The following is a 17,014-nucleotide window of genomic DNA, read 5'->3' on the forward strand; positions in this document are numbered from 1 at the left end:
CTTTTCATTATTTTAACATAAGATGGGGCGATGGCGCGGAATTACATAAGAAGCATTCGAGCATGAGGAGTGGCAGAGCTTAAGCTTCAAGAGGGGATGCAAACAGAGAAAAATCAAATTGGAAAAGGAATTGGAGGCTTTAGGGTTATGTTAAAGAAAAGAATAAGTGTGATGATCGTTATTCTGATGCTTGTCGCGCAATATGCCTATGGCATCGGGTTCGCTCCACAAGTAAAAGCAGCAGCAATCGATCTAGAGCGAAATATCATCACCAGTGTCTCAATGGCTGTATATGGTGCAGACGGGCAGACGGTCACGGATAGCGTCTATGAGCAAGATGCTAATGTAACATTAGATTATACGTGGTCACTTCCTAAAGCTCATCAGTACAAGCAAGGTGACACCTTTACCTTTCAGCTTCCAGAGCAGTTTCAGCTGTTTAATGATATTAACGGCTCGTTGGTCTCAGAGGATGGAGATGTAGGAACTTTTGCAGTGGAGCAGCTATCACACCAAGTAAAGATGACCTTTAATGACTACATAGAAACGCATGATGACGTGCGAGGAACGCTTCGGATCAATACTAAGTTTGACAAACAAACAATCTCAGGAAGTACTGTTCAGCAAATTTTATTTCCGTTGAGCGGTGGCGTTCAGACGGTTACGGTGAATTTTAAGCCGAGTGTAGGATCAACCATTGAGAAAAGGGGGATCCCTCAAGGCTTCAATGCAGACCATATTTTGTGGTCTGTTGATGTTAACAAATCATTAAAAACTGTTGGTAATGCAGTTGTAACGGACCCTATACCAGCAGGCTTGTCACTTAGTACTCCGGTCACTGTGAGTGTGTATCAACTGAGTATCCGGTTGGACGGTTCGGTAACGCAGGGTGTACTACTTGATAACAGCAAATATTCTACAGACTTCAATGGGGGATCGTTAATTGTTCGTTTCACCGATCCTGCGATTTCGAGTGCTTACCGTATTGAATATTCCACGGCTATTACTAACGAGCATCAGCTGAGCTTCACGAATACAGCGACTTTTACAGGTGATGGGCAAGTTCCTGCTAGTTCCTCTGCTACTGTTCAAGTAGAACGAGGAGGAAGCTTGAACAAGTACTCTAGCGGATATGATTGGAGCAACCAAATCATTTCCTGGGCAATCGAATATAACTATAATAAAAAAACGATTCCACAAGGAAATGCTGTAGTAAAGGATTTGTTTAATGATTCTCAAGCGTTAGTAGCCGATTCGATAAAAGTATACACGGTGCAACTGGATTCAGCAGGTACGGCAACTTTAGGCAATCTGTTGACAAAGGATCTTGATTACACTGTAGTTGCGGCGTCAGACGTGAGTAAGTCAGGGTTCATCTTGCAATTTAAACAAGATGTAACATCCTCTTATCGAATCGAATATAAGACCAAAGCTGTAAAGCGTGTGTTTGAAGATACTATAATCACTAATACAGTTACGGACAGTACCTATACTGGAGAAGCTACTCGCTTAATACGGTCAGCCATTTTGTATAAGAACTTATCAGGCGTAGATTATCAGAATAAAACGGTTGGATGGAAAGTCACATTAAACAGTGATAACTATCCAATGGGTCAGGTTGAGATTACGGAATCGTTCCCATTTGGAGGATTGAAGTTCATTCCAGAATCGCTTGTAATTAGAAATTCTAATGGGAATGTATTGAATCCTTCCAAATATAGTTTGGTTTACAATGCTCCTGTTCAGGCTAATAAAGGATTCAAGGTTGTCTTCGATTCGCAGATTACTGGTCTTTATACGATTAGCTATACAACGGAATTTAATAAGGACTGGATTTGGTCTAATACTGAAAATTTCAATAACAAGGTTAGGATGGACTGGTTAGACACGTCCGAAATTCCTCGCACAACAGAAGCAGAAGGGCTATTTATTCCAAGAACTGAAGCGAAAAGTAATGGTTTGAAGTTTGGTTCCTATAATGCTTCAACTAAAGAATTAGCTTGGACATTAGGTGTCAATTATAATAGCAAAACGGTTACAGAGCCAGAAGTCGTGGATATTTTGAAATCGGATCAAACCCTGGTTCCTGGATCGCTGAAAGTGTACACCATGAATGTTGCTAAGAATGGAGACCCAACGAAGGGTGTTGAAGTGAACAGTAGCAAATACACATACAGTGTTAATGGTAATAATGAGCTGCAGGTCACTTTTACAGACGCTATTCAATCCGCCTATTATATAGAATTTCATACAAGTCTTGAAGGCAAAGTCATCGGCACTGTTGTTGATAATAAAGCCAATCTCTATGATGGGACAAAAAAGGTATCCAAGGATTTGAACGCTTCCGTAAAGATTCCTTATGGAGACGAATATCTCTTGAAAAATGGTGTTCAGAATGGCGGAAAAATCGATTGGAGCATTCAAATTAATCGTAGTCAGTCTACTGTGAAGAATGCGTCAATCAAAGATACTCCTAGCGCTAATCAGATTTTGCTGCAGGATTCATTCCATCTGTATCCTACAATCGTAGCTGAGAGCGGGGATGTAACAAAAAGCGGACCTGAATTGATTCAGGGTATCGATTACAGCCTAGACATAAAAACGGATGTAGACGGCAAGCAGTCGTTTGATTTAAGCTTCGCCAAGGAGATTAGTAAACCTTATTTTCTCGAATATCAATCCCTGATTATGGCGAATACAGGAGACAAAGTTATAAATACTGTTCGTTTCAGTGGCTATAATGTTATTGAAATAAGCAAAGATTCTTCTAAAGAAATTATCGTCGGTGTCTCGAGTGGATCAGGATCTGGCAGCGGGGTTAGAGGCTCCTTGACGATCAAGAAGCTGGATGCTGAGGATAACTTGAAAACGCTGAGGGATGCGACTTTTGCACTTTATCGTCTAAACGGTTCAGACCAGATATTTATTGCCAGCGTAACTACAGATTCCGCTGGTACAGCCACATTCAACAAATTATGGCTAGGGAACTACGTATTGATTGAGACAACAGCTCCAAGTGGCTATGTACTTGATTCTACAGAACATCCAGTGTCTATTCATTCTTCGTCAACGAAGCAACTCGTAATTACGAATCAAAAAGCAGTGGAGCCTACGCCTACTGCAACGCCAGAGCCAACTATAGCTCCAACTACACCACCATCAGCATCGTCGGAACCAACTGCTACTCCATCAATAGAGCCAACAGCTACAACTACCCCAGAATCGACGATAGCACCTACTTCCACACCAACATCAGGAACCCTAGGAGGCTCGGTGGCACCTACACCTACGAGTTCGATGGTGCCGGGAGTAATCATCAATGATCCAGCAGTACCTGCTGGCCCTGGAAATACGACTGGTCAAGAATCCATGACATCAGAAGAGGAAGGAAATCCGGATTTAGTAATTACAGATGAGAATGTTCCGTCGGGAGATGTGGACATTGTTGATGAGGAAGTACCGAAAGGAACAGTGAATAACAGCACTTCAAGTGCTTCTCAGCTTCCTAAGACGGGTGAGAGTAGCCCTGCACCGCTCTACATGACAGGTATAGGATTAATAGCCATAGGCTTTATTCTAAACCGTGTATTTAGACGGAGGGGAAACAGAAGTTAAAGTCAACTTCGTATTCTCTTGTGATAATCCAAGAAGGAGGAAAGAGCATCCGGCATAAAATGTCGGGTGCTTTTTACCTGTGGCATATGATTCTATGAATTTAGATTGTAGCGTAGCCATTCACCCTGCTTCTCACAAGAAACGTTCCATCTAAGCTGTTCTGCAACAAAAGCTATAAATGAAAAAATCCCCACAAGCATCATTCGCTCGCAGGGAAGGAAGTCTCAAATTCAGTTTGTTTGCGTGAGCTTTTGGCTGAAATCATTCCACCGTGGAGCTCTGTGATGCTCTTTGCAATCGCGAGTCCTAAGCCGCTCCCGCCAGTCTCTCGAGAACGTGATTTATCTACGCGATAAAATCGCTTGAATAAGTGGGGGAGGTCCGTGGCAGGGATTGGGTTTCCGTAATTCGTGCATGTAGCAATTACTCTATCGTCTGTTCTATAAACTGAAATATCTAGAATTTTACCTTCTTTACCGTATCTAACCGCATTGGTAAATAGGTTCTCGTATAATCGTACTAATTCGTCCGCATCGCCATGGATAATCAAAGGGTCCTTATCCGTATGAATACGGTAGCTCATATCTGCTTGCTTCAGTACGGGAGCGAATTCCTCGACAAGCTGTTCGAGCAGCTTTCCGAGATCTACTGGTTTTAAATTAAGAGGGAGCCCGCTGCTGCTAACGCGTGTATATTCGAATAAATCGTCGATTAACTTTTTAAGAGCCAGGGATTTCTCATAGGCGATATTCACATAATAACGCAGTTCGACCTCGTTCTTATAACGATCGTTCTCCACATACTCCAGAAATCCGAGTACAGAAGTGAGAGGGGTTCGGAGATCATGGGAGACATCTGTGATTAGGTCGTTTTTTGCTTTCGCTGCTGCTCGTTCTTCTTCTATAGCGGATTTTAGCTTGCCAGCCATGAGGTTCATATTTTCGGCGAGTTTACCGAGTTCATCCGTACCTGTTACCGGTACCTTGAAAGATAAGTTGCCGTCTGCAATCGCTTGAACCCCGCTTGAAATGTTATGAAGATTGCTTGTTGTATTTCTGGATAGCTTCAGAATGAAAAAAATAAACAAAGGGATCCCCATAAGAATCACTATAGGCGTAGACCCGATGTTATTGATCACCCAGCGGAGGAGTTTAACGCCCCAGAAGGAACGAGAAGGATTGAGCCATATTAAAAGGGATGTTCCATAATAGCCGACCAATAAAATTGCTGCTGTAAGTGCTAGACTTGTTAAGCTGAAGCCGACTATTTTCCAAGATAGGGTATCGAATCGTTTAAAGTTCAATTAGAAGAACCTCCTATTTTCCAGTTTGTAGCCAACGCCCCATACCGTCTTTAAATATTCCATACTTTGGCATAGATTTGTTCCATACTTAGTACTTGTCCCTTGTTTCGGGCGAGCAACTCCGAGCAATGTTGCGTTGTGCATGATTCAACGTCCTTTCTGGCATGTAAAGCAATTGTACTACAAGAAGTATTGATTGTTGGAGGAAGTCGTCGGTATAGCATGCGCCTTGAAAATGGGGTTTATTGGAAAAGAAAAGTAAAGGTAAACTTAATAGTTTCTTAACAAGCCTTAAGATTTGGGAAGCGGCTATGCTATAATAATTTCAAATTCAATAGGTTGGAGGAGAATTGGAAGATGTGGAAAGAGTTTAAAGCTTTTGCCCTGAAAGGAAATGTACTAGATTTAGCCATTGCTGTCGTTATCGGAGCAGCTTTTGGTAAGATAGTGACTTCATTAGTATCTGACATCATTATGCCAATTGTTGGCTTGATAACAGGTGGTATAGATCTGAAGGATCGGGCTCTAAGTGTCATGGTTATGCATAATGAACTACTTATCCCTTATGGGCAATTTTTGCAGGCGGTAGTTGATTTCTTTATTATTTCCTTCTCAATCTTTATGGTGATTAAACTGGCTAATAAATTCCAGCGCAAAGAAGCCGTTAAAGTTGAAGTGGTGGAGACGCCAGTACCCGCAGAAGATATTGTGTTGCTAACGGAAATTCGTGATTTGTTGAAACAACAAGAACGTGGATTGTAATAGAAAAAAGAAAACTAAGAAGCGCCTGGAGATTCAATCCTGGCGCTTCTTAGTTTTCTTCTTTTTACGTAATGTATGGAATGGGCTATAACTGTACATTTGCAGGCTTTCTATAGCCCAACGAAAGGGATAGATGTATAAGAGAGAGAGCCGAATCCTCATGAAAATTTGTTAATATAAAACCATGTCATTTCTTCTTGTAATCACCATACCTCTTAGAATCAAGTTACAAATTTTAAGTAAATATATAAAACGCACTTGCATTTCGAAGGTGTAAGTGATAATTTTGTAAGTAAGGAAAACTTGAACCTCAATTAAATAAAGGATCAATCCTTCAGGGCAGGGTGTAATTCCCTACCGGCGGTGATGCTGTTGTAGAGTGCTTATTTATTAAGTTTATCTACCACACTTAGTCCGCTACCCGGCTCGCGTTGTTGACGCGAACGGTGGACCCGGTGAAATTCCGGGACCGACAGTATAGTCTGGATGGAAGAAGGAGAGGTTAACCGCTTGTCTGTAATAGACAGGTGGACTGCAGTGTTTTCATTTATTATGTGCGATATTTCACAATTACCGTCGTTTGACGGTTATTTACGCACACTTTTATTTGGACTGCCGATAAACTCTCGCATAACCCATCTTACTCCTCCTGGAGAATGAGATGGGTTTTTCTGTTTTTATGCATCAGATAGACAGTAAGTGGATAGGAGGAACGAGATGGATAATATGAATGACGAGTTTTATATGTCGCTAGCGCTGGATATGGCAGAACGGGCCCAAGGACAGACGGGAATTAACCCTGTTGTTGGCTGTGTTGTTGTAAAGAATGGAGCGATGATTGGACTTGGAACTCATTTGCAGCGAGGAACGGGTCATGCTGAGGTACATGCCTTAAATATGGCAGCCGGTCAAGCACAGGGAAGCACTGCCTACGTAACATTGGAACCGTGCAGTCATTATGGCAAGACTCCACCCTGCAGTCAAAGGTTAATCGACGAGGGAGTAGCCAGAGTGGTAGTCGCTTGTGAAGACCCTAACCCTCAGGTGGCAGGTCGCGGGGTACAAATGCTGCGTGAGCATGGCATTGAAGTGGAAGTAGGGTTATTGCGTGATCGTGCGCTGCGGCTAAATGAGCGGTTTATCAAATATATTTTGACAAAACAACCTTTCGTGACGCTCAAGAGTGCCAGCACGCTGGATGGTAACCTAGCTACTAAATCTGGTGACAGTAAATGGATTTCGAATGGAGAAGCGCGGGAGATCGTACATACACTGCGGCATCGGCATCAGGGAATTATGGTCGGTGTGAACACAGTGATTGCAGATAATCCTTCACTGACGACAAGAACGGAAGTGCCGGGTACTAATCCGATCCGGATTGTGATTGATTCTGGGCTACGTATTCCTTTGGATTCAGCAGTTGTAAGTGACGGTCTAGCGCCTACTATCATCGTGACAACAGAAGCCGCAGATGCTGCTAAGAAAGCAACACTTCTTGAGGCAGGTGTGCAAATCATTGTTAGCGGAGCAGGACCACGGGTGGATTTGAAAGCCGCTATGGTAACGCTCGGGGAAATGGAAATTGGATCGATTTTACTTGAAGGTGGAGGCACGCTAAATGGTGCGATGCTGGAGAGTGGGCTGGTTGATCGAGTGATTCTCTTTTTCGCTCCAAAGATTGTTGGCGGTGGTGCTGATGCGAAAGGAACCTTCGTTTTTCCTGGTGTAGAGCTGATGAAGGATGCCATTTCTCTGGAGGGATTGGAAGTAAAGGTGCTCGGAGATAATGTATGTATTAGCGGTACTCCGGTACGATAAAGCGAATGGTTACAAAATTTAAGCGTATACTTCCGGAGCAAGTTTTGTTCGGAGAGATAGCGGAGAAGTGTTACTCACACAAAACTCCTAGGAGGGAAAGCATGTTCACTGGACTAGTCGAAGAAGTTGGCACTTTGAGAAGTGTCTCCACCGGTGGAGAAATGATGGTGCTGAACATTGCCGCTTCGGCCATCATGGATGATCTGAAGATTGGTGATAGCGTGTCGGTTAATGGTGTCTGTCTTACAGCGACAACTTTAGGCGAGAACTATTTTACAGTGGATGTCATGCCTCAGACCTATCGAAACAGTAACCTGAAGGAGCTCCGTCCTGGCAGTCGGATGAATCTGGAGCGAGCAATGGCAGCCGGAGGTCGATTTGGAGGTCATATTGTTCAGGGACATGTAGACGGCACAGCTGTCATCAAAAGCGTAAAGCGTGATCAGAATGCTGTGGTATATGAGATTGCGCCAGATCGTAAATCGCTGTTCAAATACATCATTCCTAAAGGATCGATCACAATCGATGGAATTAGCTTAACCGTAGTAAAGACGACGGCTTCATCGCTTGTTGTATCCATTATCCCGCATACGTTAGGGGAAACTGTGCTAACTTATAAGCGGGCAGGAGATAGTGTAAATATAGAGTGTGATGTCCTTGGCAAATATGTTGATCATCTTCTGCATTATGGCTCAGCTGCACAAGAGGAAGAAAGTGATAGCAGTTCCGGGATTAGCCGTGATTTCTTGGCGGCGAACGGATTTGTTTAAATAAAGAGTAAGCTTACGAAGAAGGAAACAATTCTTCGTAAAGCTATTAGGAGGATAGAATCGATGAGCGAACAATCGAAGAAGGAAAGTGTCTTGGACCCGATTGAAGAAGCTATTTATGATTTAATGCGCGGCAAAGTCATCATCGTGGTAGATGATGAAGATCGTGAGAATGAAGGGGATTTTATAGCTCTTGCTGAAAGGGCGACGCCAGAAGTCATCAATTTTATGATCACTGAGGGACGTGGCTTAGTCTGTATGCCAATTACCGCTGAGCGTGCGGAAGAGCTTGAACTACAAGCTATGGTAAGCCACAATACAGATAATCACGGCACAGCCTTTACTGTATCTGTTGACCATATAGATACAACTACTGGTATATCTGCGGGTGAGAGATCCTTGACTGTAAAAGCAATGATTGACCCAAAAGCGAAGCCATCTGATTTCCTTAGACCTGGCCATATGTTCCCGCTGATTGCGAAAAAAGGCGGTGTACTGCGCCGTTCCGGACATACAGAGGCTGCTGTTGATTTAGCCCGTATGTGTGGCGCATATCCAGCCAGTGTGATTTGTGAAATCATCAAAGAAGATGGCTCGATGGCCCGGTTACCTGATCTGGTTGAGATTGCTAAGAAGCATAATCTTAAGTTGATCAGCATCAAAGATCTCATTCACTATCGGAACGAGAAAGAACAGCTCGTCAATCGCGAGGTGTCTGTACGTCTGCCTACGGATTTCGGTGAGTTTCAGACCATTGCCTATACGAATGAAGTGGATGATAAAGAACATGTAGCATTGGTGAAGGGCGATATCTCCGGTGATGAGCCAGTGTTAGTACGTGTACACTCCGAATGCTTGACGGGTGACGTATTTCACTCCCATCGCTGTGATTGCGGTCCACAATTTGAAGCGGCGCTGCGGCAGATTGAAGCTGCTGGTAGAGGCGTGTTACTCTATATGCGCCAAGAAGGAAGAGGCATTGGTCTTATTAATAAGCTTAAAGCCTACAAGCTTCAAGAAGAAGGACTCGATACTGTAGATGCGAATCTAAAGCTTGGTTTTCCAGCAGATTTGCGTGATTACGGGATCGGTGCGCAGATTCTGAAGGATCTAGGTGTAAGTCAAATTCGTCTCTTAACGAACAACCCGCGTAAGATCAAAGGGTTGGAAGGTTATGGATTGGCAGTTGTTGAGCGCGTGCCAATACAAATGCCAGAGAATAAGGATAATACCAATTATCTCCATACGAAGCAGGCGAAGCTTGGGCATTTGCTGTCTTTTGACGACATTGAACAAAATGAGGATTCGAAAGTATAATCACACACAATAAAAAACGAAGGGTAGATGAATGATATGCCGAAATATTTAGAAGGACATTTAGTTTCCGAGGGGTTAAAATACGGAGTCGTAGTAGGACGTTTCAATGAATTTATTACTAGCAAGCTTTTGTCAGGTGCCCTTGATGCATTTAAACGTCATGGTGCTAACGATGAGGAAGTAGATGTTGCTTGGGTTCCAGGCGTGTTTGAAATTCCGTTGATCGCTCAAAAAATGGCGGAAAGCGGTAAATACGACGCTGTAATCACTTTAGGAACCGTTATCCGTGGCTCTACAACGCACTATGATTATGTATGTAATGAAGTTGCTAAAGGGGTAGCTGCGATCAATCTTAAAACCGGCGTGCCGACAATTTTTGGGGTAGTTACTACTGAGAATATTGAACAAGCCATTGAGCGTTCAGGAACCAAAGCAGGGAATAAAGGCTGGGATGCTGCGACTGCTGCGATTGAAATGGCGAATCTTAACAAACTGTTTAAGTAAGACAGCTATTGACGAATCAGTTGAATTCGTGCTTATTTATAGTATAAGAAGAAAGCATGGATTATAGAGCCCTTTCTACTTGTGTAGCGTCCTTTAGGGCGCTGCACTTTACTTTTTTAGGCGGGAGGATGCTTCGTGACTGTATTGTACAAGCTGGAAACGTTTGAAGGTCCGCTGGATCTGCTCTTGCATTTAATTGATAAGGCGGAAATCGACATCCAGGACATTCCGGTCGCCGAGATCACCGAACAGTATATGGAATACCTGCGAAGTATGCAGGAGCTTGAACTGGATATTACGAGTGAATTTCTCGTGATGGCCGCAACCCTATTATCTATAAAGAGCAAGCTATTGCTGCCCAAACCACCGGTCATTGAGATCGATGATTTTGAATATTACGAAGAAGATGAATTTGATCCACGAGCTGAACTTGTTCAGCGACTGATTGAGTATCGTAAATTCAAGAGTATTGCTGTTCATTTAATGGATATGGAGAGCGAGCGGAGCTTGATTTTTACGAAGGAGCCGGAGGATCTGGGTCCATTCGTGCCTGAAGAGATTGATCATACGCTAAAAGGACTACATACTTCCGACCTTATAGCTGCTTTCCGTAAAGCACTTAGTAAGGCGGCAAGAAGGTCATCTTACCAGCGGATCACCCGGGACGAAATATCGGTAAAAGATCGTATACGTGATGTATCGGACGCGCTGCAGCGCAGAGGAAAGGGCGGAAGGCTCCATTTCTCAGCACTGCTTCACGATGAAATGGCGCGACACGAAATCGTAGTTACTTTTCTTGCGATTCTGGAACTAATGAAAATGAAGGCGATTTTTTGCTACCAAGAGAAATTGTTTGAAGACATCGTAATGGAGTGGAGAGGAGGAGAACACTTCAATGGATTACAAAACGCTGAAATCGATTATTGAGGGCCTGTTGTTTCTATCAGGCGATGAAGGGATCTCCGTACGGCAAGTCGCCGAGATTACGGAGCAGCGACCAGAGCTTGCGGCTGGAGCATTAGAAGAACTAAAAGAGGATTATGTAACACAGGAACGGGGGTTGCAGGTAGTCCAAATTGCTGGGAATTATCGGCTGGCTACATTGCCGGATCATGCCCATTATTTTGAGCGCTTGGCTTACTCCCCATCCAGATCAACCTTGTCTCAGGCCGCATTAGAAACATTAGCGATCGTGGCATACCGTCAGCCGATTACACGCGTGGAGATCGAAGAGATTCGAGGCGTGAAATCCGAACGTGCAATTCATACGCTGAATAACAAGGATTTGATCCATGAGGTAGGTCGTGCAGAGACTGTAGGGCGTCCAATTTTGTATGGGACGACTAAATCATTCTTGGAGAGCTTTGGCCTCGCAAGTCTGAATGAGCTGCCTGAACCGTCAAACTTCGAATCCACTGATAATTTGGAAGAGGAGACACAGCTACTGTTCAATAAGCTGGATACTCAAATGACGTTCGAGGACATAGAGCAGCCTTAGTTTTTTTGGTTATTACGCAATGATTTGTATTGCTGGGACTGCCCATAAACCATTCATATGGTTTATGGGCAGTCCCTATTTTTTTGAAGAACCATATTTTTTAACCTAACCCCGAATTTTTTCCAGCTTAAAATGCCATACTAAACCAAAGGTTCCCATTATTAAGGTTTCTTGGAGGTAAATACGTGACGTTATGGCTTGTAATTCCCCTCGGTTTGTTAGTGCTGGCAATGGTCTTGGTTCTGTCTTCATCTATTGATTTCCGTATTCGGTGCTATAAACATGGAAAAAATGACCTGTTGGAGTTAGATGTTACCACTCTTTTTGGTCTAATTAAACTCCACTATGAACTGCCCCGATTGGTCTTTAAGGGATTGGAGCAAGGGGTAATTGGGAAGTTCAAAGAGACAGGCACTGCAATAAAAGGTGTAGATACTGTAAAGGAAGAGCAATTCGATAAAGAAAGAATTGAGCACTGGCGAGACAATATACAGCTAGCTGTGAAATCCACACGAGGCTTGAAGAAATGGTTCAAGGAAACCGTATCGCATGTCAAAATATCAAAGCTCGACTGGTCCACGGACTTCTCATTAGGTGATGCGGCAGACACTGCCATAGCATCAGGGGCCGTCTGGGGATTGAAATGGAGCATTGTTGGATTTATTTCGCAGTGGGTCAAATTGAAACACAATCCACGAGTGTTTGTGAAGCCTGTTTTTCAAGATGAGCATTCTTTTTCAATGGAGTTCGTATGTGAGGGTAAAATGTCCGTTTCCTATGCCGTATACGCATCATTGCAGCTTCTTCTACGTGTCTTGAGAGAGACAGGGGGAATCAGTAATTGGAGAAAGTTACTAAAACGGATGCGCAGGGAGCCTCATGAGCAAAGTTTAGAATGAAAGTTACATACAAATGTGTGGAAGTGGGGATGATAAGCGCTGTAGAAGCAAGAGAATTCGTACTCAATCAAAGGAGGAAACAATATGAGCGACCATCCTATTCAAGGCCTAATGCAAACAGCGATGGAAAATATCAAGGGTATGGTAGATGTTAATACGATTGTTGGAGATCCAGTACAAACCCCTGACGGTAGTATTATTCTGCCGATTAGTAAAGTGGCCTTTGGGTTTGCTGCAGGGGGTAGTGATTATCGGGTAGAAGATTCTATAAGTGGATCCAACTCCCAAGGCGGTGTCAAAATGCTTCCTTTTGGTGGCGGTAGCGGGGGCGGTGTCTCCATCAGACCGATCGCTTTTCTAGTGGTTCGTAAGGATGGAGTGAACATTGTGCCACTCGACAATCAAACGCATTTGTTCGAGAAAATCATCGATGCCACACCTGGGCTCATCGACAAAATCCAGACCATGTTCCAAAGCAGTAGTTCTTCAGGTCAAGCTGGGTCATCTGCTACACAAGCACAAGCAGCACAGGCACCACAAGCACAGGCACCACAAGCACAAGCACCACAAGCACAAGCGCCACAAGCACAAGCACCACAAGTACCTGCTAAACCCGATCCAAGTGCATCAACACATTAGATACACATAATTCTACAAATAGCGTCGGGGATATCGCCTTACATTAGGCGATGTCCCTTTTTGTGTGGATAGGACATACCCTAAGGCTGGTCCGCATACACTTGTACAACATAAGCATGAAATGAACGACTTTACTTAAGAACCGATAAGAATCCGGAGGATAAATATGAAGACAATAACCCGCAAATTTCCAATTGCCTTAATATTGAGTATTTTGCTGTTTCTTCTGACACCGCTAACTTTAATTCACGCGGAGAACATCTCCATATCTACGCATGCAAGGGCAGCGGCACTGATTGATGTGGAGTCCGGGCGTATTTTGTATAGCAGTCGAGGAGATGAGCCTATGCTTATTGCCAGCCTGACTAAAATAATGACCGCCCTCGTCGCTATTGAGAATGGCGATTTAGCATCTAAAGTCAAAGTTGGCAAAAATGCCTTCGCCAAAGAAGGCTCCTCTATTTATTTACAACAAGGTGAAGAGATGACGCTGGAAAATATGCTGTATGGACTAATGCTGCGATCAGGGAATGATGCGGCAACAGCGATCGCTGAACATATCGGCGGATCTGAAGAAGGGTTTGTATACCTGATGAACAATAAGGCGGAAGGGCTTGGATTGAAGAATACCCATTTTGCTAATCCGCATGGTCTAGATGCTGAAGGCCATTATTCGAGTGCTAACGACTTAGCTGTACTGACGGCTTATGCACTTCATAATCCTGTATTTAAGCAAATTGTGAAGACGCAGGAGAAAACTGCGGACAATCCAAATGAGAAATGGGATTACAAGTGGAGAAACAAGAATAAAATGCTGTACTTGTACGAGGGCGCGGACGGTGTGAAGACAGGGTATACCAAAAAAGCCCTACGCTGCCTAGTCAGCTCTGCGACCAGAAATGGCCAGCAGCTTGTCGCAGTGACTATAAATGATGGTGATGACTGGAATGATCATGCTTCACTACTAAACTTCGGGTTTAATCACTATCCGCTAAAGACTTTAATCGAACGTGGGGACCCCGTGAGCGGTTATGACTTCGTGACAGTCAAAAAATTTGCCTACCCTTTTGGACAAGGCGAGCAGGATCGAGTGACCACTAAACTTGTCCTGAATCAGATGCCTGCGGTGTCATCCAAAGCTGCAAGATCAAACTTTGGACTGCAAGGGTTTCTCGTTCTTGATCTAGGTGGCAAAGAGATTGGCCGGGTTCCGGTGTATACACGAGAGTCCTTGCCTCCTGAGGAATCGGCATATACTAAAAAATATAGTACAACGCAAGCACACTCATATCCTGCCGATAATTGGATTCAGGCTTTAGGAAGTGCACTGAAGGCGTTATTTAAATTGGGCGAAAGCTCCAAGTAAGCAGATAGGCTGAATAATGAAGAGGGAGGCGTATCCATGATTAACGGGATCTGGCTAGGAATGATCATCATCGGTTTTCTGTTCGCCGCCGTTAACGGCAGAATAGATGAATTTACAGCCGCCGTATTTGACGGAGCCAAGAGTGGGGTTACAGTAAGTTTCGGCTTAATAAGTGTGCTTGTATTCTGGCTAGGAATCATGCGGATCGCTGAGGATGCTGGTTTGCTAAAAAAAATAGCCAAGATACTTGGTCCAATCGTATCCTTTCTATTTCCAGATGTGCCGAAGGGTCATCCTGCGATCGGTTATATCCTCTCCAACATGAGCGCTAATTTGCTTGGACTCGGAAATGCGGCTACGCCTATGGGCATCAAGGCGATGCAGGAGTTGCAGAAGCTCAACCCGGATAAAGAAACAGCCACACCTGCAATGTGTACCTTGCTAGCGCTTAATACAGCAAGCATTACTCTAATTCCCGCAACACTAATTGCGATCCGATTGAATTACAATTCGGCAGATCCCGCGGGAATAGTAGGCACAACCCTCGCTGCAACGGCTGTGGCGACCCTTGCGGCGATTGCGGCTGACCGATTCTTCCGAAGGCTGACATTGCTGCGCAAACCTCCAAAGCCGCCGTCAGCAAAGTCTGGATCTGCCCCATTATCGAAGACGCCGCTGCCTAATTCTTCATTGAAAGGGTGAGCATGACTTGTACCAGTTAATCAGTCTCATATCGGCATGGGCGATTCCGGTCATGATTACGTTCATCCCGCTCTATGCATTTACGCGTAAAGTCCCAGTGTATGAGTCATTTGTTGAAGGGGCGAAGGATGGATTTGGTACGGCAATCGCGATTATTCCTCATCTTGTGGGAATGCTTGTAGCGATTAGCGTCTTTCGCGCATCGGGCGCACTCGACTTCCTTATGGGATTCATATCTCCTGCACTGCGGGGGTTTGGCGTACCTCCAGAAGTACTACCACTTGGCCTTCTGCGGCCCCTCACAGGGACAGGCTCGCTTGCTTATACCACAGATCTGATTCGCGTTCATGGCCCAGATTCTTTAATCGGCATGATTGCCTCCACCATACAGGGCAGCACGGACACAACTCTCTATGTATTAACGGTTTATTTTGGAGCTGTAGGTGTGCGTAACGGCCGTTATGCACTTAAGGTAGGTCTCTTCTCCGATGTTATTGGCTTCGTCGCTGCGATCGCGGTCTGCCTCTTACTTTTTGGATAGAGGCGTCACGCCCTATCCTTCCTCGACATATGCTATTGCAGCAATGTGGAGGGAGGGATTCCGCTATGAACTATAAAGGTTTTATTCTACATCAGTCTCGTTGTACTTCCATTAATGGCAAAGGTTTTGATTTCTGGGTTGGTGTGGACGGAGCTATATATGCGGCACCACTGCTGACTGATCCGGAGTATATTCACATTTGCTTGGAGGGTGATTTCAGCAGGGAAGACGGCATTCCTCCAGTATCTGGAAAGAAAGAGCAGCAATTTGCAACGGGTAGACTCATTCTCGAACTGGTAGAGCGCTACCAAATCTCCCCTTTAATCATCGAACCCCACAATAATTACTGCCCAGGAGCATTTTTTCCTTGGAATGAACTTGTGATTTATCCCTCTGATGGTTATCATTAATCTGAGGTGACTAGTCGAAAATGGAAAGATTACAGAAAATTTTGGCGCAGGCCGGTGTGGCGTCCAGACGTAAGTGTGAAGAAATGATTTTGGCCGGTAAAGTGGAAGTCAACGGGGAACTCGTAACTACGCTTGGCACGAAGGTGGACCCCGCAACAGATATTATTAAAGTCTCCGGTAGACTGATCCGGGGCGAGAACAAAATCTACATTATGTTCAACAAACCTAAAGGAGTAATTACAAGTGCTTCCGATCCAAAGGGTCGTAAGGTTGTAACAGACTACCTTAAAGGAATTACAGAACGGGTTTACCCTGTAGGCCGTCTGGATTACGATACGGAAGGATTGCTGCTGTTAACGAATGATGGGGATTTCGCTAACTTGCTTACCCATCCTAAGCATCATGTGCCTAAGACGTATCATGCTACGGTTAAGGGTATCCCGCACGGTACTGCACTGGACAAGCTAAAAGCCGGGATTAAGCTGGAAGATGGTATGACAGCGCCTGCCGAAGTGGAGTACAAAGATATTGATGAAGTGAATAAAGAAGCGGTAATCAGCATTACGATTCATGAGGGACGTAACCGTCAGGTACGACGCATGTTTGATGCAATTTCACACCCCGTCATCCGTCTGAAGCGGATTTCTTTCGGGGATATTATGCTGCAAAATCTTAAACGTGGATCCTACCGTCATTTGACCAAAGATGAAATTAACCATCTGCAGCAAATTGCCAAAGCAGGATTGCTCAAAGAAAGAACTCCACGTAAAGAGTCATAAAGACACACAATATTCACAATTAAACCCCCTAATGCTGTGACTAAATTCGCTATAATGTTCATAGGATGTTCACACCTTACAACATAAGTAT

At 44.2% G+C, this 17,014-nt stretch carries 17 protein-coding genes and 1 riboswitch; of the genes, 15 read left to right on the top strand and 2 right to left on the bottom strand.

The annotated features are described in order from the left end of the window. Positions 1-147 precede the first annotated feature (147 nt). A complete protein-coding gene (locus UQ64_RS06475) occupies positions 148-3,615 on the top strand; it encodes an LPXTG cell wall anchor domain-containing protein (protein ID WP_167348460.1) in 3,468 nt (1,155 codons plus the stop codon). A gap of 199 nt (positions 3,616-3,814) precedes the next feature. Here UQ64_RS06475 and UQ64_RS06480 read toward each other — a convergent pair whose 3' ends face one another. Together UQ64_RS06480 and UQ64_RS30710 are read right to left on the bottom strand one after the other, a co-directional pair. Beyond that, positions 3,815-4,918, bottom strand: a complete 1,104-nt coding sequence (locus UQ64_RS06480) for a sensor histidine kinase (RefSeq protein ID WP_060622660.1) — start codon at positions 4,916-4,918, stop codon at positions 3,815-3,817. After that, complete coding sequence (locus UQ64_RS30710) at positions 4,919-5,062, bottom strand: hypothetical protein (protein WP_156417470.1); 144 nt, start codon at positions 5,060-5,062, stop codon at positions 4,919-4,921. A 213-nt stretch (positions 5,063-5,275) separates the two neighbouring features. On the opposite strand from UQ64_RS30710, the gene mscL reads away from it, so the two are divergent. The 14 genes from mscL to UQ64_RS06550 all read left to right on the top strand — a co-directional run bounded on the left by mscL (position 5,276) and on the right by UQ64_RS06550 (position 16,923). Further along, positions 5,276-5,680, top strand: a complete 405-nt coding sequence (mscL, locus tag UQ64_RS06485) for a large-conductance mechanosensitive channel protein MscL (RefSeq protein ID WP_060622661.1) — start codon at positions 5,276-5,278, stop codon at positions 5,678-5,680. Between the two features lie 326 nt (positions 5,681-6,006). Next, positions 6,007-6,182, top strand: a riboswitch (FMN riboswitch). A gap of 215 nt (positions 6,183-6,397) precedes the next feature. Further along, positions 6,398-7,498, top strand: a complete 1,101-nt coding sequence (gene ribD, locus UQ64_RS06490) for a bifunctional diaminohydroxyphosphoribosylaminopyrimidine deaminase/5-amino-6-(5-phosphoribosylamino)uracil reductase RibD (RefSeq protein ID WP_060622662.1) — start codon at positions 6,398-6,400, stop codon at positions 7,496-7,498. 101 nt (positions 7,499-7,599) lie between these two features. Then, positions 7,600-8,268: a riboflavin synthase gene (gene ribE, locus UQ64_RS06495; protein WP_060622663.1), complete on the top strand. Its 669-nt coding sequence runs from the start codon at positions 7,600-7,602 to the stop codon at positions 8,266-8,268. A gap of 63 nt (positions 8,269-8,331) precedes the next feature. Continuing rightward, positions 8,332-9,585, top strand: a complete 1,254-nt coding sequence (locus UQ64_RS06500) for a bifunctional 3,4-dihydroxy-2-butanone-4-phosphate synthase/GTP cyclohydrolase II (protein WP_060622664.1) — start codon at positions 8,332-8,334, stop codon at positions 9,583-9,585. A 36-nt stretch (positions 9,586-9,621) separates the two neighbouring features. Further along, entirely contained in the window at positions 9,622-10,089 is a 468-nt protein-coding gene (gene ribH / locus UQ64_RS06505; protein WP_060623247.1) for a 6,7-dimethyl-8-ribityllumazine synthase, read from the top strand. Positions 10,090-10,224: 135 nt separating this feature from the next. Then, positions 10,225-11,016, top strand: a complete 792-nt coding sequence (locus UQ64_RS06510; protein WP_042129650.1) for a segregation and condensation protein A — start codon at positions 10,225-10,227, stop codon at positions 11,014-11,016. Continuing rightward, positions 10,985-11,587, top strand: coding sequence for an SMC-Scp complex subunit ScpB (gene scpB, locus UQ64_RS06515; protein WP_060622665.1), 603 nt, complete (start codon positions 10,985-10,987; stop codon positions 11,585-11,587). Before UQ64_RS06510 ends, scpB begins: the two co-directional genes overlap by 32 nt. 185 nt (positions 11,588-11,772) lie before the next feature. Further along, positions 11,773-12,486: a DUF2953 domain-containing protein gene (locus tag UQ64_RS06520; protein ID WP_060622666.1), complete on the top strand. Its 714-nt coding sequence runs from the start codon at positions 11,773-11,775 to the stop codon at positions 12,484-12,486. An 84-nt stretch (positions 12,487-12,570) separates the two neighbouring features. After that, positions 12,571-13,125: a GerW family sporulation protein gene (ytfJ, locus tag UQ64_RS06525; protein WP_082651008.1), complete on the top strand. Its 555-nt coding sequence runs from the start codon at positions 12,571-12,573 to the stop codon at positions 13,123-13,125. A 166-nt stretch (positions 13,126-13,291) separates the two neighbouring features. Next, positions 13,292-14,491 carry a D-alanyl-D-alanine carboxypeptidase family protein gene (locus UQ64_RS06530; protein WP_060622667.1) on the top strand — a complete coding sequence of 400 codons (1,200 nt, stop codon included), beginning with the start codon at positions 13,292-13,294 and terminating at the stop codon, positions 14,489-14,491. Positions 14,492-14,527: 36 nt separating this feature from the next. Next, the gene (locus UQ64_RS06535; RefSeq protein WP_060622668.1) at positions 14,528-15,193 is read left to right on the top strand and encodes a nucleoside recognition domain-containing protein; all 666 of its coding nucleotides are present in this window, start codon (positions 14,528-14,530) and stop codon (positions 15,191-15,193) included. A gap of 52 nt (positions 15,194-15,245) precedes the next feature. After that, a complete protein-coding gene (locus UQ64_RS06540; RefSeq protein ID WP_060623248.1) occupies positions 15,246-15,734 on the top strand; it encodes a spore maturation protein in 489 nt (162 codons plus the stop codon). A gap of 65 nt (positions 15,735-15,799) precedes the next feature. Continuing rightward, positions 15,800-16,144, top strand: coding sequence for a hypothetical protein (locus UQ64_RS06545; RefSeq protein ID WP_060622669.1), 345 nt, complete (start codon positions 15,800-15,802; stop codon positions 16,142-16,144). 20 nt (positions 16,145-16,164) lie between these two features. Further along, positions 16,165-16,923 carry a pseudouridine synthase gene (locus UQ64_RS06550; RefSeq protein ID WP_042129634.1) on the top strand — a complete coding sequence of 253 codons (759 nt, stop codon included), beginning with the start codon at positions 16,165-16,167 and terminating at the stop codon, positions 16,921-16,923. Positions 16,924-17,014 lie beyond the last annotated feature (91 nt).

It is taken from the genome of Paenibacillus etheri, assembly GCF_001012825.1.
In the GTDB taxonomy this organism is placed as follows: Bacteria; Bacillota; Bacilli; order Paenibacillales; family Paenibacillaceae; genus Paenibacillus_AQ; species Paenibacillus_AQ etheri.